Below are 25,127 nucleotides of genomic sequence, written 5' to 3' on the forward strand. Positions count from 1 at the left end.
CCCGCGGGGTCTGCGCCTGCTCCGCGCGCTCGTCGTCGGCGGCGAACGCTGCCCGCCGGAGTTGCTGGCCCGCTGGGCGTCCGGGCGCACCCTGCTCGTCGGCTACGGCCCGACGGAGACGACGGTGATGTCGAACATCGGCGACCCGATGACACCCGGCGACCCCGTGCGGATCGGTCACCCGATGCGCGGTGTCCGCGAACTCGTCCTCGACGAGTGGCTGCGTCCGGTGCCGGTCGGTGTGGTGGGTGAGCTGTACGTGCTGGGGGAGGGTCTGGCGCGCGGCTACCACCGGCGGGCAGGAACCACCGCGGCCTCGTTCGTGGCGAACCCGTTCGACCACCCGGGCTCACGCATGTATCGCACCGGCGATCTGATGCGGTGGACGAAGGAAGGCCGGCTGGAATATTGGGGCCGCAACGATTTCCAGGTCAAGTTGCGTGGCCAGCGGGTCGAACCGGGGGAGGTGGAGGCGGCGCTCACCCGCTGCCCCGGTGTCGCGCAGGCGGTGGTCGTGGTGCGCCGCACGCCCGCGGCCGAGGCGGTCCTCGCCGGATACGTCACCGCGGAGGACGGCGCGGACCTCGACACGACCGAGGTGCTGCAGTTCGCCGGATCCGTGCTCGCACCGTTCATGGTGCCGGCCTCGGTGACGGTCCTCGACCGGCTGCCGCTCGGGGCCAACGGCAAGGTCGACCGGCACGCCCTGCCGGACCCCGAATTCGCGCCCCGCATCTTCCGTGCACCCGGCACACCGTTCGAGTCCGCGGTGGCCGACGTGTTCGCCGAGGTTCTCGGGACCGGCGTCGTCGGAGCAGACGACGACTTCTTCGCGTCCGGTGGCAACTCCCTGACCGCGACGCAGGTGGTCGCGCGGATCAACTCCGCGCTCGGCACGGACGTCGGTGTGCGGGACGTGTTCGAGACCCCGACCGTGCGGGCGCTCGCGGCACGGATCGCGCGCGAGAGCGCGGGCGGCGACGCCCGGCCCGCGGTGACGGTGCCCCGGCGCCCCGACCCGGTGCCGCTGTCCTGGGCGCAGCACCGGATGTGGCTCCTCAATCAGTTCGACCCGTCCTCGCCCGCGTACAACGTCGCGATGATCGTCCGGCTGTCGGGTGACCTCGACGTCGACGCACTGACCGCCGCCCTCGCCGACGTGGTGGACCGGCACGAATCGCTGCGCACCCGGTACCCGTACGGCGAATCGGGACCCACCCAGGTGATCGTCGGTGCGGGCCACGTCGCGCAGCTCACCGTGTCGACGTCCGACGATCCGGTACGCGAACAGATCTCGGCACTCGTGTCCGCGGGTTTCGACGTCGCCACCGAAGTCCCGATGCGGGCAAGGCTGTTCGAACTCGGCGACCGGGAGCACGTCCTCGTCGTCGTGGTGCACCACATCGCGGCCGACGGGTTCTCGATGGTTCCGCTCGCCCGCGACGTGATGACGGCCTACACCGCGCGGTCCGAGGGCTGTGCGCCGGGATGGGAGCCGCTGCCGGTGCAGTACCCCGACTACGCCGTGTGGCAGCGAGAACTCCTCGGTTCGGAGGACGACGCCGACTCCCTGCTCTCGCGGCAACTGGACTACTGGCGATCCGCTCTCGCCGATGCGCCGGCCGTGACCGACCTGCCCACGGACCGTGACCGCCCGCCGCGGCGCTCTGCCGCCGGCGACCGGGTGACGTTCGGGATCGGCGCCGACCTGCACCGGGACACGGTGGCGTTGGCGCGGACCCGGCGGTGCACCGTGTTCATGGTCGTGCACGCGGCGCTCGCCGTGTTACTCGCACGGTCGGGCGGTACCGGCGACGTGGTGATCGGGTCGCCGGTCGCCGGCCGCGGCGAGGCCGTCCTCGACGACGTGGTGGGAATGTTCGTCAACACCCTCGTGCTGCGGACCGACGTGTCGGGGACCTTCGACGAACTGCTCACCCGGGTCCGCGAGACCGACCTCGCGGCCTACGCCCACGCGGACGTGCCGTTCGAGCGGGTGGTGGAAGCGCTGAACCCGCCTCGCTCCCAGTCGCATTCACCCCTGTTCCAGGTGTTGCTCGAGTTCCGGAACACCGAACACCCCGACCTCGCCCTCCCGCACCTGGAGGCCGAAGTCCTCGAACCCGACGTGGAGGTGTCGCTCTTCGACCTGCAGCTGACGGTGCGGGAGAAGTACGACGAGTGCGGAACACCGGAAGGGATGACCGCGGGATTCACCTACGCCACCGCCCTCTTCGATGCGGCGACCGTGCAGGCCCTGGCCGATCGGTTCACCAGGATCCTCGCCGCAGTCGTCGCGGATCCGAGTGTCGCCGTCGGAGACGTCGACGTGCTGGCCCCGGACGAACTCACCCGGATTCGCGAGTGGAGTGCGGCGGCCGAGACCGTCGTGCTCGATCCCCGGTTGCAGCTCACCCCCGAAGGCGTGACCGGTGCGGTGTACGTGGCCGATACGCGGGACCACCACGCCTCGGCGCGGGTGGCGGCCACGACGTTCGTGGCGAATCCGTTCGGCGCCCCGGGCTCCCGGATGGTCCGGACGGGCGCACTCGCGCGGTGGAACCGGTCCGGACGACTGCTGAGCGTCGGCGCCACCGGATCTCCGGCACGGTCGGTCACCGACGTCGTGGAGAGTCACCCGGCGGTCCGCGAAGCGGTGGTCCTCACAACCGCGACCGGTGTCACCGCCTTCTGGGTCCCGGCGGCCGCGGCGGCCGTGCTCCCGATGGCCGAAGACCTGCGGGAGTTCAGCGCCGGACGGCTCGACGCCCGATCGGTCCCCACGCGGTTCGTCGCACTCGGCGCGGTCCCGCGAACGCCGGACGGCGAGGTGGACGAGAACGCGCTGCGCACGCTCGTCTCCGAGACGGAGCCTGCGCGCGGCGAGTCGCGGCAACGCTGGACCGCGCTGCAACGGTCGGTCGCCGAACACTGGGCGGCCGTGCTGGGCCACGACGACTTCGGTTCCGAAGACGGGTTCTTCGACGTCGGCGGCAACTCGCATCGCGTCGTGGAACTGCAGCGTCGTCTCGACGAACAGTGGCCCGGGGCTCTGCGGGTGGGCCAGCTGTTCGACCTCGTCACCGTGGCGGCGCAGGCCGAGACGATTGCGCAGTCCACCGACACGAGCGAGGCGTCCGCGCCCGCCACCTACGAGTTCTGACCAGCAGGGAGGAGACAACCGTGAGCGTGCGACATCCCACACCGGGTGACGACGACATCGCCGTGGTCGGCATCGCCGCGCGCTACCCCGAGGCCGCGAACCTGGCGGAGTTCCGCGCCAATCTCGCGGCGGGCCGGGACTCGGTGCGCCCGCTGTCGCGGTCACGGGCAAAGGCGACCGGGCTGGGACCTCCCTCCCACTACCACGCGATGGGTTTCGTCGAGGACATCTCCACGTTCGACTACACCTTCTTCACCCTGTCGAAACGGGAAGCGTCGCTGATCGACCCGCAGCAGCGTCTCGCACTGGTCCTCGCGTATCAGGCGGTCGAGGACGCCGGTTATTCGGTGGCCGAGTTCCGCGACAGCGCGACGGCGGTGGTGTTCAGCGCCGCCACCTCGACGTATCCGGCGATGTGGGCGGAACCGGGCGTGCTGAGCACACTGGGCAACGTTCCGTTCGCCGTGCCGGCCCGGATCGCGTACCAGCTCGGCCTCACCGGACCCTGCTACGCCGTCGATTCAGGGTGCAACGGGTCGCTGATCGCGGTGCACCACGCCTGCCGGGAGCTGCGGTCGGGTGACGCCGATTTCGCCCTCGCGGGTGGAGTCAGTCTGCGCGTGAACGGCCTCCGCGCGGACATGGCCGAGGGATCCGCGGAACTGATGTCACCCGGCGGGCGCTGCCGCGCGTTCGACGCGAACGCGGACGGCACCGCGGTCGGGGAGGGTGGGGCGGCGCTTCTCCTCACCACGATGGCCCGCGCCCGTGCGGATCGCGTCCCGGTCCACGCCGTGATCCGTGGCACCGCAACGGTGTCCAGCGGTCATTCGTCCGCAACCATCAGCTCCCCGAGCGCGCGGGCGCAGGTGGCCGTCATCTCCCGGGCCTGGCAGAAGGCGGGTCTCACCCCGGACGATGCCGGGTACCTCGAGGCCCACGGATCGGGAACTCCACTGGGCGACGCGGTCGAACTCGAAGGGATCACGACCGCGTTCCGGGACCGTTCCGGCGTCCTGCCGATCGGTTCGGTGAAGACCAACATCGGTCACCTCGACCACGCCGCCGGGGTGTCCGGCCTCGTGAAGGCGATCCTGAGTGTCGAGCTCGGCGAGTTGTACCCGTCGCTGCACTTCGACCGACCCACCGGCGGAGTCGACCTCGCGGGCAACGGAATCGAGGTGGTCACCGAGGCCCGGACGTGGAGCGACGAGACCGGACCTCGGCGGGCCGGGGTGAGTTCGTTCAGCCTCGGCGGCATCAACGCACACTGCGTGGTGGAACAGCCGCCGGAGCGCGCCGCCGGATCCCGCGCGGGCACGACGGCTCGGCTGGTCGGGGTGTCGGCGAAGAGCGTGGGCGCCCTCGCGACGCTGTGCGCCGAACTGGCGACGGCCGTGCGCGGGCACGACCTCGACGATGTGGTGTTCACCCTCAATCGCGGTCGCCCGCACCACGACCACCGGGTGGCGGTGCACGCACGCAGCATTGCCGAACTCTCGCAGTCGCTCGCTGCGCGCGCCGCCGAACTGGGTGCCCGCGGCGAGGACTCCGCACCGCCCACCCGGCAACGCCCCGCCGTGGCGTTGCTGCTGTCACCCGACCGGATGCCACCCGCACTGCGCGGCCGCAGCCTGCCGTCGGAGCTTCCCGCCACCGGCGACGAGGCGGACCTCCTCGCCGGCCAGATCGCCGTCCACCGGGACCTCCGCGCCGCCGGGGTCACCGTCGACGCCGTCCTCAGCGGTGGCGTGTCCCGGTACGCGGCCCGGTATGTGCGGGACACACTGTCGGCGGTGGAGGCCGCCGACATCGCCGCCGCGGCCGCGGACCCCTCGATCGACACGGACCGGCTCGTCGCCGTCGCGAAGGGCATGCTCGCGGACGGACCCGTCGTCTTCGTGGAGCCGAGCCCGGAGGGACGCCTCGGGGCACTGCTCGCCGATGCCCTCCGCGACACGCCGGACGCCGACATACTCCGCGCGCCGGACACGTCCGACGCGGTCACACACCTCCTCGCCGGGCTGTACGAGCGCGGAATCGACCTCGACTGGGCAGCCGTCGACCGCGGTGACGACTCCGCCTGGCGAGTGCGACTACCCGGACACCCACTGCGCGGTTCGCGGTGCTGGTTCGACCTCCCGGGTCGACCCGACTGGGCCGACGCCCCGGACAATCCGTCGGCGGAACCGAGCCCGCAATCGGCGACGGCCGCGCCGGAAGACAGCCTCGACTGGTTGCAGACGACACTGCGCGAGTTGCTTCACAGCGAAAGGGACGTCGGCGCCGACGACGACTATTTCGACCTCGGTGGAAACTCGCTCATCGGCATGCAACTCGTCGACCGGGTGTCGGACCGATACGGGGTCCGGCCCAAACTCATCGACCTCTACGAAAGGCCGAAGGTCGCAGACTTCGCCGCACTCCTCGCGGCCGGCACGTCCGCGTCCGGTGGGCTGCCCCCGATCGTGCCGCGGGGGCGGCACGTGATGTCGTTCGGTCAGGTACGCATGTGGTTCCATCACCAACTCGACGCCGCGACGACCATCTACAACCTGCCGATGGTCAGCGAATTGCACGGTCCGATCGACGAATCCGCCGTCCGGGGCATGTGGGACGATCTCGCCGCACGGCATCGGGTGCTGCTGTCCAACTACGTCGAGGTGGACGGGGAGCCGGAACTGCGGATCCGCGAATCCCTCGGCGACTTCTTCCGCACCGCCGACGTGTCGGGCGAACCGGATCCGGTGGCCGCGGCCCGGGCACTCGTACACGAGGTCGCGGTGGCGCCGTTCGACCTGGCCGCCGACCCGCTGGTGCGGGCACTGCTCATCAGGATCGGCCCCGACGAGCACGTCCTGCAGGTCACCACCCACCATTCCGTCAACGACGGGGGTTCGCCGCGGATCTTCGAGCAGGAACTGCCCGCCCTGTACGCGGCACGCCGAGCCGGTCGCCGCGCCGATCTCGCCCCGCTCCCCATCGAGTACTGGGATTACGCCCTGTGGCAGCGGGAACTGATCGCGAGCGCCGCGCTCGACTCCGAACTCGAATACTGGAGAACCGTCCTGGAGGACGTTCCGCTGCTCCGGCTGCCCACCGACTTCCCGCGCCCGGAGCGGAAGAACTTCACCGGCGCGTTCCACACGTTCACCGTCTCCGAGGACCTGACACGGAGGCTGCGGGCCGTGGCGCGGAGGGAGTCCGTGTCGCTGTTCGTGGTACTGCTCTCCACGTTCTACCTCGTCATGGCGAGCCGCAGCCGCCAGCGCGACCTCGTGGTCGGGACACCCACGACCGGACGCAACCGGCCGGAACTGTCCGGCATGATCGGGTACTTCAACAGCACGGTGGCGCTGCGCGCCGACCTGTCCGGGGACCCGACAGTCGCGGAGTTGTGCGCACGCGTGCGTGATGTGGTGCTCGGTGCCCTCGAACACCAGGAGATCCCGTTCGACCGCGTCGTCACCGCACTCACCGGCGACCGGGACCTGAGCCGGACACCCCTGTTCGACGTCTGCCACGTCCATCAGGAACTGCCGGCGCTGCAGTCGCAGCAAGGACTCACCGAGACGCTGTTCGACCAGGAGGATCCCGCGGCGATCGCGTTCGGCGGGGTGCCGTCCGGCACGGCCAAGTTCGATCTCACCCTCGTCACCACGGAGCGGGGCGGCGAGGACGGCATGGCGGCCGGGCTCGAGTTCAGCACGGAATTGTTCACCGAGCAGACTGCCGCCGCGTTGTGCGCCGAGTACGTTCGCATCCTCGGCGGTGTCGCGGATTCTCGTCGTACACAAAACATTTCGGTGTTTCTGAACGACGCGGCGCCGGCGCCGATGTCGCGACTGGTGGCGCCGCCCCTGGTCCCGGCGGATCGGCCGCGGCAGCCCTCGACCGGCGCGGAACCGCCGAGCTACTCGACCGCACGGGTGACGGCCACGCTCGACGGTCAACCGGGCGACCCGGAACTGCTCGCCGCCTGGCTCACGCTCCTCGCCTGGTACACGGCGCAGGACGAGGTGGCGGTGGGCACGGCCGCAGGACCGGAGGCATCGCCGCGGATCGTGGCCGTGGACCTGTCCGGCGACCCCACCTACCCGGAACTGGTGGAGACCGTACGCCGGGAGCTGTCTTCGGGCAGTCGCGCGGCCGACACGGCGACGCAGCACTTCCCGGTGCGCTACGACGGGGAGCGCGACGACAATCCCGAGCGGGCAGACCTGTCACCCGTCGAACTCGGGCTGTCGTGGACCCGCGGCCCCACAGCCCTCACCCTCGAACTCGACTACGCCACCGACCTCTTCGACCGGACCACGGCCACCGCGATGCTCACCGACCTCCGGCGGCTGCTTGCCGGACTCGTGACTCATCCCGACCTGCCCACCCAGGAGGTGGCGATGGAGTACGTGCACCAGGACGACACAGGCTTTTCGACGGAGGCGGCGCGATGAGTGAAGGCAGTGCGATGAGCGTCGGTGTGGTGGGGGCGGGGACCATGGGCGCCGGGGTGGCCGAATGTCTCGCGCAGGCCGGCCACGACGTGATCGTCGTCGACCCCGACCCGCAGGCCGTCGAACAGGCGCGATCTCGGATGCGCGACTCGCTGCGGCTCGCGATACTCCTCGGCCGGGCCGGTGGTCCGAAACCCGCCGAGGTCACCGCGCGGGTGCACTGGACCGGGCAGCTGACCGATCTGCGGGACGCCGCCGTCGTCATCGAATGCGTCCCCGAGCGAATCGACCTCAAGGAGAAGGTCTTCGCCGAACTGGACCGTGTGTGCGCACCCGACGCGCTACTCGCGTCGTGTACCTCCGGCATCCCCGTCGACCGACTCGCCTCGAGTACCACGAGACCGGAACAGGTTGTCGGACTGCACTTCATGAACCCCGCCCCGCTCAAGGACACCGTCGAGGTGGTGCGGGGGCCGCGGACGTCGCCGCAGTCGCTGGACCGTGCGCTGACGCTCCTCGCCACACTGGACAAGACCGGCATCGTCGTCGGCGACGGACCCGGATTCCTGCTCAACCGTGTCCTCATGCTGTGTATCGTCGAGGCGGCAGCCGCGCTCGGCGACGGTATCGCCGACGCGGAGACCACCGATGCGTTGTTCGAAGGCTGCCTCGGCCATCCGATGGGACCACTGCGGACCGCGGATCTGATCGGCCTGGACAACGTCCACGACACGATGACCGCGCTGCGCGAATTGACCGGCGACGATCACTACCGCCCGCCCGAGTCGCTCGTCGCCCTGGTCGAGGCCGGTCATCTCGGGCGTAAGACCGGGCGAGGATTCCATGAGTACCGGTGAGGTGCTGCCCCTCACCTACGACCAACTCGCGGTGCTCCGTGCCGGGGCACACGACGCCTCCTTCGGTCAGTATCTCGAACTCGACGGGCCGCTCGACGAAGACCGACTCTGCCGGGCACTGCAGAAGACGTTGGCCGAATGCACCGGCCTGCACAGTACTTTCGTGCTCGACGGCCCGGAACCCGGCCAGGTCACCGGCGCCGCGGTGACCGGCCCGGACGTCCTCGACGCCGCCGGGTCCGACGATCCCGGCCGACTCGTGACGACGTGGATCGACCACGAGCTGAACCGGCCCATGGACCCCGGCACCGGACCGCTGTACGTGCACGTCCTGTTCCGGCTGCCGCACGGCGGATACGGGTGGTTCCAGCGTTACCACCGGCTGGTGAACGACGAACCGGGCATGACGGCGATCGTCCGCCGCGCCGCCGAGGCCTACGAGACGGGGGACGCCGCTCCCACCTCGCCGCCCGAGTCCCGGCCGTTCGTGTCGCCCTCCGTCCCGCTGACCGCGGATGCGCGATACCGCGAGAGCGCCGCGTGGGCGGACGACCGCCGCTACTGGGAGCACCTGCTCGCCGGAGCGCCGCGACACGAGACCCCGCCCGGACCGATCGCCGAAGGGGAGAACCTCGGCTCGTTCACCATTCCCGCCGACGGCGCGCTCGTGCGGCTCGCACGCCGCAGCGGTGGTGGTCCCGACGCCGTTCTGCTCGCCGCGCTGGCGGTGTACTGGCACAGCCGCACCGCCGTCGAAGATGTGCTGGTCGGGCATCGGTCGCACGGGTCCACCACACCCGTGAGGCTTTCCCTCGCACCGCAACTCACGTTCGACGCGCTGACACGGCACGTGGGTCTGCAACTGCGAAGATCCCGACGGCACCGGTACCTCGTTTCCGAAGATGGTGCGGCGGACTCCTGGCCGGTGGCGGGCGGCATGCGGGAACCGCTCGGCGTCGAGCGCATCGGTGAGGGTGCTGTCGCCGTCGTGAAGCGATGGGACTCCGGCGGCGACGGGATGGTCGTGGAGGTCGACGACCGCGACGGGTCCTGGACCGTCGACGTGCACGGTCCCGGCGACGCGCAACGTGTCGCCCACATTCTCGCCGCCGCGATCGGGGCACCGGATGCGCCGCTCGCCGGGCTGGATGTGTTGGGTTCGGGTGAGCGGGGTGTGTTGGTGCCGGTGMGGGGTGGGGTGGGTGTGGGGGTGCGGTTGTTGCCGGAGATTTTGGCGGGGGGTGTGGGGTTGGGTGGGGGTGGGGTGGCGGTGTCGTGTGGGGGTGTGGAGTTGTCGTATGGGGAGTTGGATGAGTGGTCGAATCGGTGGGCGCGGGTGTTGATCGGGCGGGGTGTGGGTCCGGAGTTGGTGGTGGGGGTGGCGGTGCCGCGGTCGGTGGAGTTGGTGGTGGCGGTGTGGGCGGTGGTGAAGTCGGGGGCGGCGTTCGTGCCGGTGGATCCGGGGTTGCCGGAGGTGCGGGTGCGGGAGTTGTTGGTGGATTCGGGTGCGGTGGTGGGGTTGTCGGTGTCGGGGGTGGTGTTGCCGTCGGTGGTGGAGTGGTTGCGGGTTGATGATGTGTCGGTGGTGGCGGGGGTGTCGGGGGGTGTGGTGTCGGATGGGGAGCGGACGGGGCGGTTGGTGGGTGGGTGTGCGGCGTATGTGATGTATACGTCGGGGTCGACGGGGCGTCCGAAGGGGGTGGTGGTGACGCATGGGGGGTTGGCGAATTTGGTTGAGGAGGTGCGGGTTCGGTTTGGTTTGGGGTCGGGGTGTCGGGTGTCGCATGTGGCGTCGCCGAGTTTTGATGCGTCGGTGTACGAGTGGTTGATGGCGTTTTCGGTGGGGGCGCGGTTGGTGGTGGCGCCGCCGGGGGTGTTCGGGGGTGCGGCGTTGGGGGAGTGGTTGGCGGTCAATGGGGTGACGCATTGTTTTGTGACGCCGTCGGTGTTGGCGACGGTGGAGGAGGGGGCGTTGGGGTCGGTGCGGGTGTTGGTGGTGGCGGGGGAGGTGTTGGGGCCGGAGTTGGTGGCGCGGTGGGCGCCGGGGCGGGAGTTGTTCGATGCGTATGGGCCGACGGAGGTGACGGTTCAGGCGACGGTGAGTGATGCGTTGGTGGCGGGGGGTGTGGTGACGGTGGGTGGTCCGGCGGTGGGGGTGGAGGTGGTGGTGCTGGATGGGTGGTTGCGGCCGGTGCCGGTGGGTGTGGTGGGGGAGTTGTATGTGGGGGGTGCGGGGTTGGCGCGGGGGTATTTGGGGCGGGCGGGGTTGACGGCGGGGTCGTTTGTGGCGGATCCGTTCGGGGGTGTGGGTTCGCGGTTGTATCGGACGGGGGATTTGGTGCGGTGGGATGGGTTGGGGTCGTTGGTGTTTGTGGGGCGGGCTGATTTTCAGGTGAAGGTGCGGGGGCAGCGGGTGGAGTTGGGGGAGGTGGAGTCGGTGTTGGGGCGGTGTCCGGGGGTGGCGGCTGCGGTGGTGGTGGTGGGTGAGGGTGGTCGGTTGGTGGGGTATGTGGTGCCGGAGGTGGGGGTGCGGGTGGATCCGGGTGTGGTGGTGGAGTTTGCGGGGTCGGTGTTGCCGGGGGGTGTGGTGCCGTCGGTGGTGGTGGTGTTGGGGGAGTTGCCGGTGACGGCGAGTGGGAAGTTGGATCGTGCCGCACTCCCCGCACCGGACGCTCCGGTGCGCCGATTCCGTTCTCCGGCAACCCCGTTCGAGGCCGTCGTCGCCGAAGTGTACGGCGACGTCCTCGGTGTCGACCGCGTCGGTGCCGACGACGACTTCTTCCGGTTGGGCGGAGATTCGCTGTCGGCCACCCGGGTCGTCGCACGGGTCGATGCCGCTCTCGGCGTCGACGTCGGCGTGCACGCCCTGTTCGAGGCGCCCACCGTGGCCGGGTTCGCGGAGCGCGCGGCGAAAGCCGGAGTGCTGACGCACCGGCCGGAGTTGCGGGCAGCGCCGCGCCCCGAGCGTATTCCCCTGTCCCTGGCCCAGACCCGCATGTGGTTCCTCAACCAGTTCGACACCTCTTCGCCCGCCTACAACATCGCCATGGCGTTCCGGCTCACCGGCGCACTCGACCTCGACGCACTGCGGGCCGCGATGACCGATGTGGTGGAGCGCCACGAATCGCTCCGAACCCGATTCCCGATGGCCGGCGACGAACCGGTGCAGGTGATCCTCTCCGCTGCGGATTCGATGCCGGACCTGCCTGTCACGACCGTGTCGAGCGACGAGGAGTTGCGGGAACGGCTGGCGGCGGCTGTCTCGGAAGGGTTCGACGTCACCGGGCAGATCCCCTTGCGGGCAGCCGTATTCGAGACCTCCCACACCGACCGGGTGCTGTTGGTCGTGGTCCACCACATCGTCGCGGACGGCGTGTCGATGGTCCCGCTCGCACGCGACATGATGGTGGCCTACACCGCGCGGGCGGCCGGGCACGCCCCGGAGTGGCACCCGCCGACAGTCCAGTATGCCGATTTCACGCTCTGGCAGCGTCAACTCCTCGGATCGGAAGACGATCCGCAGTCGATGGTGGCGCAGCAACTGGACTACTGGCGCACCACGCTCGCCGGTCTCCCCGCCGCCCTGGACCTGCCCTCCGACCGCCCACGGTCGATGCAACGCACACCCGACGGGAGCAGGGTCGGATTCGAGATCGAGGCCGGCCTGCACCGCCGGCTGCTGGCGACGGCGTCGGCGCACCAGTCGACCGTGTTCATGGTCGCGCACGCCGCCCTGGCCGCCTTCCTCGCGAGGATGTCCGGTACCGAGGACATCGCCGTCGGCACCCCGGTGGCCGGGCGCGGCGAGGCCGAACTCGACGACGTCGTCGGGATGTTCGTCAACACCGTGGTGCTGCGGACCGTCGTCTCCGACGCGAGCCGGTTCTCCGAACTGCTCGAACAGGTGCGCGACGTCGATCTCGGTGCGTACGCCCACGCCGAGGTGCCGTTCGAGAAGGTCGTCGAAGCGCTCGATCCGCCCCGCTCGACGGCACATTCACCGCTGTTCCAGGTGCTGCTCGAGTTCCAGAACGTCGAGCGCCCCGACCTTTCGCTGCCCGGCGTCGAGGTCGAGGGCATCGACCTCGGTGCCACGATCGCCAGGTTCGACCTGCAACTGACGTTGTCCGAGGAGTACACGGACGACGGAACGCCGGCAGGCATCACCGCCGGTTTCACCTACGCCACCGACCTTTTCGACGCCGAAACCGTCGCCGGCCTGGCCGACCGGTTCGTCCGGATGCTCGATGCGGCCGTGTCCGATTCGTCGATCAGGGTCGGCGACCTCGAGATCCTCGACGCCCTCGAACGGGACGAACTCGTGCCCATGCGAGGCTTCCCCGCGGTCGCGGAACGTACCCTCCCGGACGTCCTCACCGCGGGCGCCGCGCTCGCCCCGGGGGCCACCGCGGTGTCGTGCGACGGCGTCACCGTGTCGTACCGGGAACTCGACGAGCGGTCGAACCGGCTGGCCAGGGCGCTGATCCGTCGCGGTGCCGGCCCGGATTCCTTCGTCGCGATCGGCGTGCCGCGATCGATCGAATGGGTGCTGTCGGTGTGGGCGGTCGCGAAATCGGGGGCGGCCTACGTGCCGGTCGATCCCACCCTGCCGCCGGCGCGCACCGGCGGCATGCTCGAGGATTCGGGTGCGGTGCTCGGGCTGACGGTGACGGCGCACCGTGACCGGTTGCCCGGCGTGATGCCGTGGCTGCTGCTCGACGATCCCGACGTGGCGAACGGGTACTCGAGCGACCCGGTGACCGACGCCGACCGTCTGCGTCCGCTGAGAGTCGAGCACGCCGCGTTCCTGCTCTACACATCGGGATCGACGGGAACACCGAAGGGCGTCGTGATCACGCACGGCGGTCTCGCGAATCTCGCTGTGGAGGAACGGGAACGGTTCGCGTCGATGCACGGTGCCCGGGTGTCGCACCTGGCGTCGCCGAATTTCGACGCGTCCGTGTTCGAACTGCTGATGGCGTTCGCCGTCGGCGCGACTCTGGTGATCGTGCCGCCGAGAATCTTCGGGGGAAGGGAACTGGCCGAACTGCTCGAGGCCGAGCACGTCACGCACGCCTTCTTCACACCCACGATCCTGGACACCCTCCGCCCCGAGGACCTCCCCTCCCTGCGGATACTCGCGATGGGGGGCGAACGGTTCCCCCCCGAGTTGGCGGACCGCTGGACCCCGGGGCGCTTCGTCTTCAACGGGTACGGCCCGGCCGAGGCCACGGTCCAGACGACGATCAGCGAGGTGCTGTCCCCCGACGAACCGGTGAACGTCGGAGGCCCCGGGCGGGGCGTCGAGGTGATCGTGGTGAACACGTGGATGCAGCCCGTTCCGGTGGGCGTGATCGGGGAACTGTGCGTCGCGGGGCCGGGGCTCGCGCGCGGCTACCACCGGCGGTCGGCGCTGACGGCCGCGTCCTTCGTCGCGAACCCGTTCGGCGAACCCGGCTCCCGCATGTACCGGACCGGCGACCTCGTGCGGTGGAGCGAGGTCGGCAGGCTGGAGTATGTGGGACGCAACGACTTCCAGGTGAAGATCCGGGGCCAGCGGGTGGAACTCGGCGAGATCGAATCGGTGCTGGCCCGCTGCGACGGCGTCGGCCGCGCGGCGGTCACCGTGCACAGCGGCACCGGCGACCGGCTGGTGGGATACGTGACCGCCGAAGCCGGTGCGAGCATCGACACCGCCGAGGTGCTCCGATACGCCGGATCCCATCTCGCCCCGTACATGGTGCCCACCCAGCTGGTGGTGCTCGACCGGCTGCCCGTCGGCCGCACCGGCAAGCTGGACCGGCGAGCGCTACCCGCACCGGTGCTCGCGCCCAGAGAGTTCCGGGCACCCGCCACCCCGGTCGAGGAGGCGGTGGCGGAGGTCTTCGCCGACGTCCTCGGCATCGACCGCGTCGGGGCCGACGACGACTTCTTCGAACTGGGAGGGAACTCGCTCGTCGCGACCCGGGTGGCGTCCGCGCTCCGCGACCGGCTCGGCACCGACGTCGTCCTGCAGTGGATTTTCCGCAACCCCACGCCGGAGGGCCTGGCCCACCGCATCGTCGACCCGTCGGCGCTCGGAAGCATGCCCGCCGACGACGTGCTGAACGTCGTCGTTCCGTTCCGGGCGTCCGGTGCACAACCCGCGCTGTTCTGCGTGCACCCGGCGGGCGGACTCGCGCTGGGATACGCCGGACTGATGAAGTACGTCTCACCCGACCGTCCGGTGTACGGGCTGCAGCTGCCGATCCTCAGCGGCGGAACGACGTTCGAGTCGATGGAGCAGCTCGCCCACCGGTACGTCGTCGAGATGCGCGCAGTGCAGCCCCAGGGCCCCTACCACCTGCTGGGCTGGTCCCTCGGCGGTGTCATCGCCCAGGCCGTCGCCGTCGAACTCCGCGAGTCCGGCGCCGAGGTCGGCACGCTCGCGATGATGGACAGCTACGTCGCGGAGGGCGAAAACTTCGGTGACCTGGAGGTGAACGCCGAGGAGTGGCTGCACGGGCTGGGTGTCGAGTTCGAGGGCGAGGGCGAGGGCGGCACGTCGTACCGCGAGCAGCTGGTCGAGATGCTCGGACGATCCTTCGGCCGCGACCCCGCGTTCGCGTCGACCCTCCTCGGTCGCATCAGCACCGGCCTGGAGAACTCGAAGCAGATCTCCACCGGATACCGGCCGCGGGTGTTCGACGGCGACCTGGTGTTCTTCAGCGCCGCGCAGTCCGCCGACGGGGAGGAAGGCGAACGGCCGTCGCCGAGCGTCTGGCAGCCCGCGATCACCGGCGTGATCGTCGAGCACAAGGTGGAATGCGACCACCTGCGGATGACCACGCCGGAAGCCCTCGCGGTCATCGGGCCGATCCTGGAACACTCCCTGGGGTCACGCCCCGATCGCACTGCCGATGACGGGCCAGGACTCCCGTAACTCGGTCTCGAACAGCCCCCACGAATGCGTGCCCTGCGAGACGTAGGCGAACGTGGCGGGAATCCCCAGCGAGTGCAGCCGCGACTGGAACGCGGCCGCACACACGTTGGTCACCATCTCGACGACGCTGCCGCCGATCGTCTGGGGCACCACCAGCACGGGGTCGTGGTTGTCGATGCTGCCGGGAAGCCCGTTGCCGCTCGAGACGAACAATTCTGTGCCGCGCAGTCGTTCGGCATTCAGCATCGGGTCGTGTACCCGCCACCGCGGATCCATGGCGGAGCCCCACATGTTGGCCGCATTGCCGCCGCCCCGCAGTTCCACCATCGACCGCACCATCGCCTGACCCAGCAGTCCGCTCGTCGCGGCACACCCGCTGTACGAGCCGACGGCCCGATAGAAACCCGGAGCCTGAACGGCGAGGTCGAGTACCGCGCCGCCCGCCATCGACACCCCGCCGATGGCGTTCGCCCCGGTGGTCTCGAATCGGCTGTCGATGGCTGCGGGGAGTTCACTCGTCAGGTACGTCTGCCACTTGTTCCGGCCGAGGACCGGGTCGTCGGCATCCCAGTCGGTGTACATGCTGTACTGGCCGCCGATCGGCATTACCACGTTGACGTGCTTGTCGGCGAAGAAGTCCCGCACACCGGTGTTGTTGAACCAGGAGATCCCGTCCGACCCGCCACCGATACCGGTGAGCAGGTAGAAGGTGGGCGCCGGAGCGCCCGATGCGGGAGAGATGACGTCGTTGGCCACCCACCGGCCCATCGACTCCGAATACACGTCCACCCTGGTGATGCGGGGCTCCGCCGAAACCGACACCGGGCCGAGCGCCGCCCACCCGGAAACAACCAGCAACATCACCGCCAGCACACGCAGAGAGAACGCGGATCGCAGAGCTTCGAACGGTCGCATGGACGCTCCCTGGCTGTGGCCTGCCCTTCCAATCTAGGACTGCGGGGTACCTGCTTGGTGCGGTTCCATCGAACCGGTGTAAAGATGATTCGGTGACCGACAACGACCGGCCCGACGAACGTTTCACCCTCGCAAGCGAGCGGACATTCCTCGCCTGGATGCGGAGTTCTCTTGCACTTCTGGCCGGTGGCATCGCGATGATCCACCTGGTCCCCGAATTCAGCACCGGGTGGGTGCGGACGACCCTCGGCCTGATCCTGATCGGTCTCGCCGCGGCAGCCGCCCTCGTCGGCATGCGGCGGTGGTCGCAGGTCGAGAAGGCCTTGCGCGACGGCGCACCGATGCCGCCGCCCCACGAGTTGTGGCTGTTCGCGGTGACACTGACGGTGGTGGCACTGGGAGCGGCGCTCGCCAGCCTGGTGGCCGCGCTCTAACCTGCAGAAGAGGTTTGCATCTCGCGAACCGGACGTGAAGACGAAGGAGTACACGGTGGCCCACGAACTCAAGCTCGGTTACAAGGCGTCCGCGGAGCAGTTCGGTCCGCGGGAGTTGGTGGAGCTGGGTGTTCTGGCGGAGGCACACGGTATGGATTCGGCGACGGTGTCGGATCATTTCCAGCCGTGGCGGCACGAGGGTGGTCATGCGCCGTTCTCGTTGGCGTGGATGACGGCGGTCGGGGAGCGCACGGAGCGGCTGCAGCTGGGGACGTCGGTGATGACGCCGACGTTCCGGTACAACCCGGCGGTGGTGGCGCAGGCGTTCGCGACGATGGGGTGTCTGTACCCGGGGCGGATCATGCTCGGCCTGGGTACCGGTGAGGCGCTCAACGAGATCGCGACAGGCTTTGCGGGGGAGTGGCCGGAGTTCAAGGAGCGGTTCGCGCGGCTGCGGGAGGCGGTCCGGTTGATGCGTGAGCTGTGGCTCGGCGACCGGGTCGACTTCGAGGGTGAGTACTACACCACGAGGGGCGCGTCGATCTACGACGTGCCCGAGGGTGGGATTCCGGTGTACATCGCCGCCGGTGGTCCGGTGGTGGCCCGGTATGCCGGTCGGAGCGGCGACGGGTTCATCTGCACGTCCGGTAAGGGCATGGAGTTGTACACGGAGAAGTTGATGCCAGCGGTCGCGGAGGGGGCCGAGAAGGCGGACCGTGATGTGGCGGAGATCGACAAGATGATCGAGATCAAGATTTCGTACGACACGGATCCGGAGTTGGCGCTGGAGAACACGCGGTTCTGGGCGCCGTTGTCGTTGACGCCGGAGCAGAAGCATTCGATCGACGATCCGATCGAGATGGAGAAGGCGGCGGATGCGTTGCCGATCGAGCAGGTGGCGAAGCGGTGGATCGTGGCGTCGGATCCGGATGAGGCGGTGGCGCAGATCCGCCCGTATCTCGATGCCGGGTTGAACCACCTGGTCTTCCACGCTCCGGGCCACGATCAGAAGCGGTTCCTGGAACTCTTCGAGCGGGATCTGGCGCCGCGGTTGCGGGGGTAGGCGGCTTCGCCGCCCGTGCGCCTTTTTGGTAGTGGGTGCTACCAGAAAGGCGCACGGGTGCGGAGCGCCTCAGAGCATGTTCACGCGCTTGTAGAGGTGCCGGGAAGGACCGCCCAGCAGATCGGCGTCGTCCAGGAACCGCATGAGCGGCTGCGAACTCTCGCGGATCTTCTCGGCCCGGAATCGGTTGTTCTTCGCCTCGCGGAGCGCGCGTTCGGTGTCAAGTCCGGCTGCCGCGTAGACGGCGGGATTGATCATGCTGGAGACGATCAGATTGGACGCGATCGCGATGCAGGCGCGGCTCGCAGCACGGTGCGCCTTGCTCATGCCCTGGGCCCGTCGCAGGGTCTCCTCCCGGGCGAAGCGCATGTGCCGGGCTTCTTCGACCACGTGAATCTTGCTGGTGACGCGGACGATCGGCTGGACGCGTGTGTCCTTCATCCAGTCGCGCTGCATGACGTCGAGGATCTCCTCGGCGACGAGAATGCCGGCGTACGCGACCTCCCCCGAGGCGAGTGCCTTGAACCCGCGACCCAGCGTGACCACCGACTTGCGTGGAACGTAGGAGGGGCAACCGAACTTCTCGGCGGTGCGAGCGAACATCACCGAGTGCCTGCACTCGTCGGCTACCTCGGTCAGCGCGAACTGGAAGTGGGCCTGCGACGCGTCCTTGGCGTACATGTCCCGGATGACCATCTGCTGGAGGATCATCTCGAACCAGATTCCGGTGCCCATGATCGAGGACACCTCATGCTTCGTCAGCGTGATCTGCTGCTCGAACGTCATCTCGTCCCACATCGGCGTGCCGTACAGCGAGGACCACTCGGGGGTGAGGCCGTACAGGTCGTCGGGGACGGGCGCGTCCCAGTCCACCTCGACCGTCGGGTCGTACGACATGCGGGCGGAGGACTGGAGGAGCCGGGCGCCGGTGTCCTGGCGATCCGTGATCTTCGGATTGCGGATATCGAGCGTCGAGCGTGCCATGAAATTCCTCCATGTCAGTGTGACCGGCAGTTACACCTAATCATGTCGAAGAAGTCTCTTGACGTCAATGCCTCTGGTGTACAAACAGTGGACAAAAGTCGGGTCGTTCTGCGTACGTCAAGGTCTCGGTGATGATCCCCACAACTCCGACGCAAGGCTTGCTCAAAATTTGCCGATCGTCTGTAGTGAGTTCTCGGCAGCGGGCCCGGATGATCCCTTGCCCCGGCATCACCCTGCAGAAAGCGGAATGAACCCATGTCTGATCAGAAGAGTGCCGCCCAGCCCCACAGCCCCGACGTCGTCGTCGGCGCTCGCGTCCGGGTCCGCCGCGACTCCGATGCTCCCGCGCCCGGTGTCGTGATCGAGGATTTCGCGGACCTGTCCCAGTCGGAGGGACTGCTCGGACGTGATTGGGCGCCCGTGCACCGCTGGGCCGTCGCTCTCGACGACGGACGCCTCGTATTCGCCGACGACGGCGAACTCGACCTCGAAGCACCGCAGGCGGCGCGCGGCTGATTCAGCCGAGTCCGTCGGCGACATCCTGAAGTTGCTCGACGGTGCCTGCGGCGATGGTCCGCACATGTTCGGTAACGATGGAAATCGGCCAGTCCCACCACGCGATCCGCACCAGCGCGGCGATCTCGGTTTTCGAATAGCGGTCCTTGATGTGGACGGCCGGATTCCCGCCCACGACCGCATAGTCCGGCACGTCCCGCGTCACTACCGAACCGGTCGACACGATCGCACCGTGCCCGATGCGGACGCCGGGCATGATCGTCGCGTTGCCTCCGATCCACACGTCGTTGCCGACGACGGTGTCGCCGCGCGACGGTAGGTCGGCGAGTAGATCGGAATGCTCGGCCCACGCCCCTCCCATGATCGGAAACGGGAAGGTCGAGACTCCGCTCATTCGATGATTCGCGCCGTTCATGATGAACGTCGTCCCGGTCGCGAATGCGCAGAACTTGCCGATGATCAGCCGGTCCGGCCCGTAATGGTGCAGGACATTGCGCGTTTCGAACTCGTCCGCGAACTCGGGGTCGTCGTAGTAGCTGTACTCCCCGACCATGATCAGCGGGTTCTCGATCAGAGGTTTGAGCAGGACCACCCGAGGCTGACCCGAAACAGGGTGCAGGGTCATCGGATCCGGTGCGGCATTCGTGGGCAACTACTTCTCCATTCCTCGGCGCAGGCGTGCGCGATCTCTTGTATAGCGCCGTACGGTCCTGTGCTGCACGCACTTTTACGGCGTGCGGCTATTGCCATTGTTCACGAACTGTTGCTAGAGTCGAACATGCATTCGAACGACCTTGGGGGAGGGTTGGTTGTGGGGGAATCGATGGCGCCGGATCTGGATGAGCTGCGTGCGTTCGCGGCGCGGTTGCGGGTGGTGTCTGCTGACGGGGATGCGGGGTTGGGGATCGAGTGGCTCGATGCGCTCGAGGTGTTGAAGTCGGTCGGGTGTGCGGTGCAGGCGGTGATCACCGATGGCGTCGCCACGTGTATCCGTGCGGATCGCAGGGCTCGGGGGTTGCCGCGGGTGGAGTGGGACCGCGGCATTGCCTCGCAGATTGCGTTGGCGCGCAGGGAATCCCCGAACCGTGGTGGTCGGCATATGGGGTTCGCGCAGGCTTTGGTGCACGAGATGCCGCACACCCTGGCGATGTTGCGGTCGGGCAGGTTGAACGAATGGCGAGCGACGTTGTTGGTGCGCGAAACGGCCTGCCTATCAGCTGCGGATCGGGCGATCGTGGACCGCCGGTTGTGTTCGGACCCGGCCACTCTCGACGGGGTCGGCGACCGCGGTCTGATCGCACGCGCGAAAGCGTTGGCGGTCGAACTCGATGCCGCAGCGGTCGTGGCCCGGCACCGCAAGGCGGTGTCGGAGCGTCGGGTCACGACGCGGACGGCCCCAGATTCGATGGCCTACCTGAGTGTGTTGATGCCGGTGGAGCAGGCGGTGTGTGTGCGGGCCACGCTGGGTCGGGATGCCGACAATCTGATCGCCACCGGCAACAGTGGCGGCCGGACTCGCGGGAATTGCCCGGCAGCTGGTGGCCGAGGCCGTCGACAGTGGCACCGAGACGTCGTTGCGGCGCGTGTATTCGTGCCCGCAGTCGGGTGCGTTGACGGCGATGGAATCGGAGTCGCGCACGTTCCCCAAGAGCCTGCGACAGCTGATCGACCTGCGGGATCGGACGTGCAGGACTCCGTGGTGCGATGCGCCGATCCGGCATCACGACCACATCCGCTCACGCCGAGAATCCGGTGCCACGACGGCGGACAACGGGTCCGGCCTCTGCGAGGCATGCAACTACGCGAAGGAAGGCGACGGATGGTCCGCCCGCCCCGTAGACAACCCCGGTGTCACCCACCTCCTCGACTTCGGCACCCCGACCGGACACCACTACCGATCGGCGGCGCCGCCGCTTCCGTCTGCCGCGCGATGGTCTGCTCACGAGGCGGTGAGAGCGAACACCCGCATCGTGCGGTTCGTTCGGTGCTCGTAGACGCCGTAGACGCGCACCATCTCGTCGAATTCGCGATAGATCCGTGTCCGCTCCGGTTCGGCGAGGAGGGTCGCGGTGACGGGGATGTCCTTCCCTCCGATCGTGACCTTCGCGTTCGGCTGGGCGAGGAGGTTCCCCGACCACGCCGGGTGGTGATCCTGCCCGAAGTTGCTGCCCACGACGAAGATCTGCTGTCCCTCGCAGTAGTACAGGAGCGGGCTCGTCCGCGGTGCGCCCGACTTACGACCCGTCGTCGTCAGCAGGACCACCGGTGCGGCGATCGGACCGAGGATCGTGAAGCGTCCTCTGCTCTTCTGGAGGAGCCGGCGGTCGACCCCGGCGAGATTCCGGATCACCCACGATCCGGGTCGGGTGGCGGCAAATTTCGCGGCGGGTTCGCGRAGGAAGCTGTTCCCGCTGCCCCACCGGACGTCGGGGAAGGGTGATTCGGCCATAGGTCATCTGACCGCCGGGCGGGTGCGGTGTCAATCGCCGGGCGGCGGCGGCCGGATACGCTATGGCCATGGCTGCGCCAGCGACACCCTCACCCGTGAATCCGCCCGCACGTCCCCAGCCGTCGAGCGTCTACATCGCCTCACCGGAGGGGGACACCGGCAAGTCCACCATCGYGCTGGGTGTCCTGCAGATGCTGTGTGCGTCCGCGGCGAGGGTGGGCGTCTTCCGTCCCATCGCCCGATCGACACGGGAACCCGACTACATCCTCGAGCTGCTCCTCGAACACACGACGGCCGACGTCGGCTACGAGGAGTCCCTGGGGGTCACGTACGAGCAGGTCCACGCCGATCCCGACGGGGCGCTCAGCGAGATCGTCTCCCGGTATCACCAGGTGGCGGCGCAGTGCGACGCCGTCGTGGTGATCGGCAGTGATTACACCGACGTGGCGAGCCCGAGCGAACTCGGCTACAACGCGAGGATCGCCGCCAACCTGGGCGCACCCGTGCTGCTCGCCGTGAAGGGAGCGCGGCGCACCCCCGAGGAGGTCGCGCAACTCGCCCATCTCGCGATCGGTGAACTGACTTCTCACCACGCCCATCCGCTCGCCGTGGTCGCGAACCGCTGCGACCCGGATCAGCTCGATGCGGTCACCGCCGCGTTGGCGTCCACCGGTGTGCCCGCGTGGAGCCTGCCCGAGATCCCGCTGCTGGTCGCACCGACCATGGCCGAACTCCTCGAGTCGATCGACGGCAGCCTGTTCAGCGGCGACCCCGAGCTTCTCCACCGCGAGGCGCTGCGGGTGATGGTGGGCGGAATGACGGCGGAGCACATTCTCGAACGGTTGACCGAGGGCACGGTGGTGATCGCCCCGGCCGACCGTTCCGACGTGCTACTGGCGATGGTGAATGCGCATGAGGCCGAAGGTTTCCCGTCGCTGGCGGGCATCATCATGAACGGCGGCCTGATGCCGCACCCGGCGATCGCGAAGCTGATGGCCGGCCTGAAGCCGCGGTTGCCGATCCTCACCACCGGACTGGGCACGTTCGACACGGCCAGTGCGGCCGCGCAGACCCGTGGCCGGGTGGCGGTCGGTTCGCAGCGCAAGATCGACACCGCGCTGAGCGTCATGGAACTGCGGGTGGACGCACCCACACTGCTGGAGCGGTTGAAGTTACCGATCCCCTCGGTGGTGACTCCGCAGATGTTCGAATACCAGCTGATCGACCGTGCCCGCCGCGACCGCAAGCACATCGTGCTCCCGGAAGGCGACGACGACCGCATCCTCCGCGCGGCGGGGAGACTGTTGCAGCGGCAGGTGGCGGCGCTGACGATTCTCGGCGACGAGGTGCAGGTGCGGCGCCGCGCGGCGGAACTCGGCGTCGACCTCGGTGACGCACAGGTTCTCGACCCCCGGACGTCCGACCACGCCGGGCCGTTCGCCGAGGAGTACGCGCGGCTCCGCGCCCACAAGGGCATGACCGTGGAGCGGGCCCGCGAGGTGATGGGCGACATCTCGTACTTCGGAACCATGATGGTGCACTTGGGAATCGCGGACGGCATGGTTTCCGGTGCCGCGCACACCACGGCGCACACCATCCGGCCGTCGTTCGAGATCATCAAGACGCAACCGGGGGTGTCCACGGTGTCGAGTGTCTTCCTGATGTGCCTGTCCGATCGGGTGCTCGCGTACGGGGACTGCGCGGTGGTACCCGACCCCACCGCCGAACAGTTGGCCGACATCGCGATCTCCTCGGCGCAGACGGCGGCTCAGTTCGGCATCGATCCGCGCATCGCGATGCTGTCGTACTCGACCGGCGACTCCGGCAGCGGCGCGGACGTCGACAAGGTGCGCTCCGCGACGAAACTCGTCCGCGAGCGTCGCCCGGACCTCCTGGTGGAGGGCCCCATTCAGTACGACGCCGCCATCGAGCAGAGCGTGGCCGACAAGAAGATGCCCGATTCGGCGGTGGCCGGGAAGGCGACGGTCTTCATCTTCCCCGACCTCAACACCGGGAACAACACGTACAAGGCCGTGCAGCGCAGCGCCGGCGCGATCGCCGTCGGACCGGTGTTGCAGGGCCTCGACAAACCCGTCAACGACCTTTCGCGAGGGGCGCTGGTCGAGGACATCGTGAACACCGTGGCCATCACCGCCATCCAGGCGCAGGGAGCAGAGCAGTGACCGAGGGGTCCGTACTGGTAGTCAATTCCGGTTCGTCGTCGATCAAGTTCCAGCTGATCCACCCGGACACCGGTAAGGCCTCGGCGTCCGGGCTCATCGAGAGGATCGGGGAACCCGAGGGGCGCATCGTCTACCACCACCGCACCGGATTGGCGGAGCGCCACGTTCACATCGCCGACCACCGGGCCGGGCTGAAGATGGTGTCGGACATCGTCGCGGAGGTGGGCCGACCGCTGAGGGAGGCCGGGATCGTCGCGGTCGGTCATCGCATCGTCCACGGCGGCGACGTGTTCTTCGAACCTACGATCATCGACGACGCGGTGGTGCAGTCCATTTCGGATCTCTCGAACCTTGCACCGCTGCACAATCCGGCGAATGTGATCGGGATCGAGGTGGCGCGGGAGGAGCTGCCGGACATCCCGCACGTCGCGGTGTTCGACACCGCGTTCTTCCACACCCTGCCCGCGGAGGCGTCGACGTATGCGATCGACCTGCAGGTCGCGAAGGAGCACTCCATCCGGCGGTACGGCTTCCACGGCACGTCGCACCAGTACGTGTCGGCGCGCGCGGCCGAGTTCCTCGGCAGGGACCTGTCCGAGCTGAACCAGATCGTGTTGCACCTGGGGAACGGCGCCTCGGCGTCCGCGATCCGCGGGGGGCGGGCCGTCGACACGAGCATGGGGCTGACCCCGCTCGAGGGGCTCGTCATGGGCACCCGGTCCGGGGACGTCGATCCCGGTGTCATCCTGCACCTGCACCGCAGCGGGATGGGTGTCGATCAGATCGACGACCTCCTGAACCGGCACTCCGGACTCAAGGGCCTGTCGGGGGTCAACGACTTCCGGGCGCTCCTGACGCTCGTCGGTGAGGGTGACGAGGCCGCGGCGTTGGCGTACGACGTGTACGTGCACCGACTCCGCAAGTACATCGGCGCCTACCTGGTGGAACTGGGCGGCGTCGACGTCATCACGTTCACCGGGGGAGTCGGTGAGAACAATGTCGACGTCCGCCGCGACAGTCTGGCCGGGCTGGGGCGGCTCGGCATCGTCGTCGACGACGACCGCAATCGCACGGATTCCCGGGACGCACGCCGTATCTCGGCGGACGAGTCCGACGTGCAGGTGCTGGTCGTGCCCACCAACGAGGAGTTCGCGATCGCCCGTGCCGCGGCGGACCTGATCGGGGCCTGA

At 68.8% G+C, this 25,127-nt stretch carries 13 protein-coding genes and 1 pseudogene; 10 read left to right on the plus strand and 4 right to left on the minus strand.

All coding sequences use genetic code 11. The annotated features are described in order from the left end of the window. The 4 genes from AC1D1G_RS15460 to AC1D1G_RS15475 all read left to right on the plus strand — a co-directional run. The coding region (locus AC1D1G_RS15460; RefSeq protein WP_477952737.1) for a condensation domain-containing protein at window positions 1-3,163 on the plus strand (3,163 nt) is incomplete at its 5' end. Between the two features lie 20 nt (window positions 3,164-3,183). After that, a complete protein-coding gene (locus AC1D1G_RS15465; RefSeq protein ID WP_477952738.1) occupies window positions 3,184-7,614 on the plus strand; it encodes a condensation domain-containing protein in 4,431 nt (1,476 codons plus the stop codon). Beyond that, window positions 7,611-8,471 (plus strand): 3-hydroxyacyl-CoA dehydrogenase family protein, encoded by an 861-nt coding sequence (locus tag AC1D1G_RS15470; protein WP_477952740.1) that lies wholly within the window; start codon window positions 7,611-7,613, stop codon window positions 8,469-8,471. The genes AC1D1G_RS15465 and AC1D1G_RS15470 overlap by 4 nt, the downstream gene beginning before the upstream one ends. Then, the gene (locus tag AC1D1G_RS15475; RefSeq protein WP_477952742.1) at window positions 8,458-15,393 is read left to right on the plus strand and encodes an amino acid adenylation domain-containing protein; all 6,936 of its coding nucleotides are present in this window, start codon (window positions 8,458-8,460) and stop codon (window positions 15,391-15,393) included. Before AC1D1G_RS15470 ends, AC1D1G_RS15475 begins: the two co-directional genes overlap by 14 nt. Here the strand turns inward: AC1D1G_RS15475 and AC1D1G_RS15480 are convergent. Then, window positions 15,349-16,308, minus strand: coding sequence for an alpha/beta hydrolase (locus AC1D1G_RS15480; RefSeq protein ID WP_477952743.1), 960 nt, complete (start codon window positions 16,306-16,308; stop codon window positions 15,349-15,351). The two genes, AC1D1G_RS15475 and AC1D1G_RS15480, sit on opposite strands and share 45 nt — an antisense overlap. A 92-nt stretch (window positions 16,309-16,400) precedes the next feature. Between AC1D1G_RS15480 and AC1D1G_RS15485 the strand changes: the two genes are divergently transcribed. Beyond that, window positions 16,401-16,742: a YidH family protein gene (locus AC1D1G_RS15485; RefSeq protein ID WP_005264833.1), complete on the plus strand. Its 342-nt coding sequence runs from the start codon at window positions 16,401-16,403 to the stop codon at window positions 16,740-16,742. 55 nt (window positions 16,743-16,797) lie between these two features. Further along, window positions 16,798-17,805 carry a glucose-6-phosphate dehydrogenase (coenzyme-F420) gene (gene fgd, locus AC1D1G_RS15490; RefSeq protein WP_477952744.1) on the plus strand — a complete coding sequence of 336 codons (1,008 nt, stop codon included), beginning with the start codon at window positions 16,798-16,800 and terminating at the stop codon, window positions 17,803-17,805. Between the two features lie 69 nt (window positions 17,806-17,874). On the opposite strand, the gene AC1D1G_RS15495 is transcribed toward fgd, so the two are convergent. Then, window positions 17,875-18,789: an AurF N-oxygenase family protein gene (locus AC1D1G_RS15495; RefSeq protein ID WP_283336664.1), complete on the minus strand. Its 915-nt coding sequence runs from the start codon at window positions 18,787-18,789 to the stop codon at window positions 17,875-17,877. A gap of 255 nt (window positions 18,790-19,044) precedes the next feature. Between AC1D1G_RS15495 and AC1D1G_RS15500 the strand changes: the two genes are divergently transcribed. Further along, window positions 19,045-19,305, plus strand: a complete 261-nt coding sequence (locus tag AC1D1G_RS15500) for a hypothetical protein (protein WP_283336665.1) — start codon at window positions 19,045-19,047, stop codon at window positions 19,303-19,305. A 1-nt stretch (window position 19,306) separates the two neighbouring features. On the opposite strand, the gene AC1D1G_RS15505 is transcribed toward AC1D1G_RS15500, so the two are convergent. Beyond that, window positions 19,307-19,930 carry a CatB-related O-acetyltransferase gene (locus tag AC1D1G_RS15505; RefSeq protein WP_477952766.1) on the minus strand — a complete coding sequence of 208 codons (624 nt, stop codon included), beginning with the start codon at window positions 19,928-19,930 and terminating at the stop codon, window positions 19,307-19,309. A 186-nt stretch (window positions 19,931-20,116) separates the two neighbouring features. Here AC1D1G_RS15505 and AC1D1G_RS15510 point away from each other — a divergent pair. Beyond that, a pseudogene (locus AC1D1G_RS15510) lies at window positions 20,117-21,299 on the plus strand (HNH endonuclease). Here AC1D1G_RS15510 and AC1D1G_RS15515 read toward each other — a convergent pair. Then, entirely contained in the window at window positions 21,245-21,754 is a 510-nt protein-coding gene (locus tag AC1D1G_RS15515) for a nitroreductase/quinone reductase family protein (protein ID WP_477952746.1), read from the minus strand. The pseudogene AC1D1G_RS15510 and the gene AC1D1G_RS15515 sit on opposite strands and share 55 nt — an antisense overlap. A gap of 62 nt (window positions 21,755-21,816) precedes the next feature. On the opposite strand from AC1D1G_RS15515, the gene pta reads away from it, so the two are divergent. Continuing rightward, window positions 21,817-23,937 (plus strand): phosphate acetyltransferase, encoded by a 2,121-nt coding sequence (gene pta, locus AC1D1G_RS15520; protein ID WP_477952748.1) that lies wholly within the window; start codon window positions 21,817-21,819, stop codon window positions 23,935-23,937. After that, entirely contained in the window at window positions 23,934-25,127 is a 1,194-nt protein-coding gene (locus AC1D1G_RS15525) for an acetate kinase (protein ID WP_477952749.1), read from the plus strand. The genes pta and AC1D1G_RS15525 overlap by 4 nt, the downstream gene beginning before the upstream one ends.

The organism is Rhodococcus sp. P3_B8 (assembly GCF_056402775.1).

Bases quoted from the DNA above. Each gene is read 5' to 3' on its own strand.
- AC1D1G_RS15495 (WP_283336664.1), bottom strand. From the start codon at position 18,789: ATGGCACGCTCGACGCTCGATATCCGCAATCCGAAGATCACGGATCGC.
- AC1D1G_RS15470 (WP_477952740.1), top strand. From the start codon at position 7,611: ATGAGTGAAGGCAGTGCGATGAGCGTCGGTGTGGTGGGGGCGGGGACC.
- AC1D1G_RS15500 (WP_283336665.1), top strand. From the start codon at position 19,045: ATGTCTGATCAGAAGAGTGCCGCCCAGCCCCACAGCCCCGACGTCGTC.
- AC1D1G_RS15505 (WP_477952766.1), bottom strand. From the start codon at position 19,930: ATGACCCTGCACCCTGTTTCGGGTCAGCCTCGGGTGGTCCTGCTCAAA.
- AC1D1G_RS15480 (WP_477952743.1), bottom strand. From the start codon at position 16,308: ATGCGACCGTTCGAAGCTCTGCGATCCGCGTTCTCTCTGCGTGTGCTG.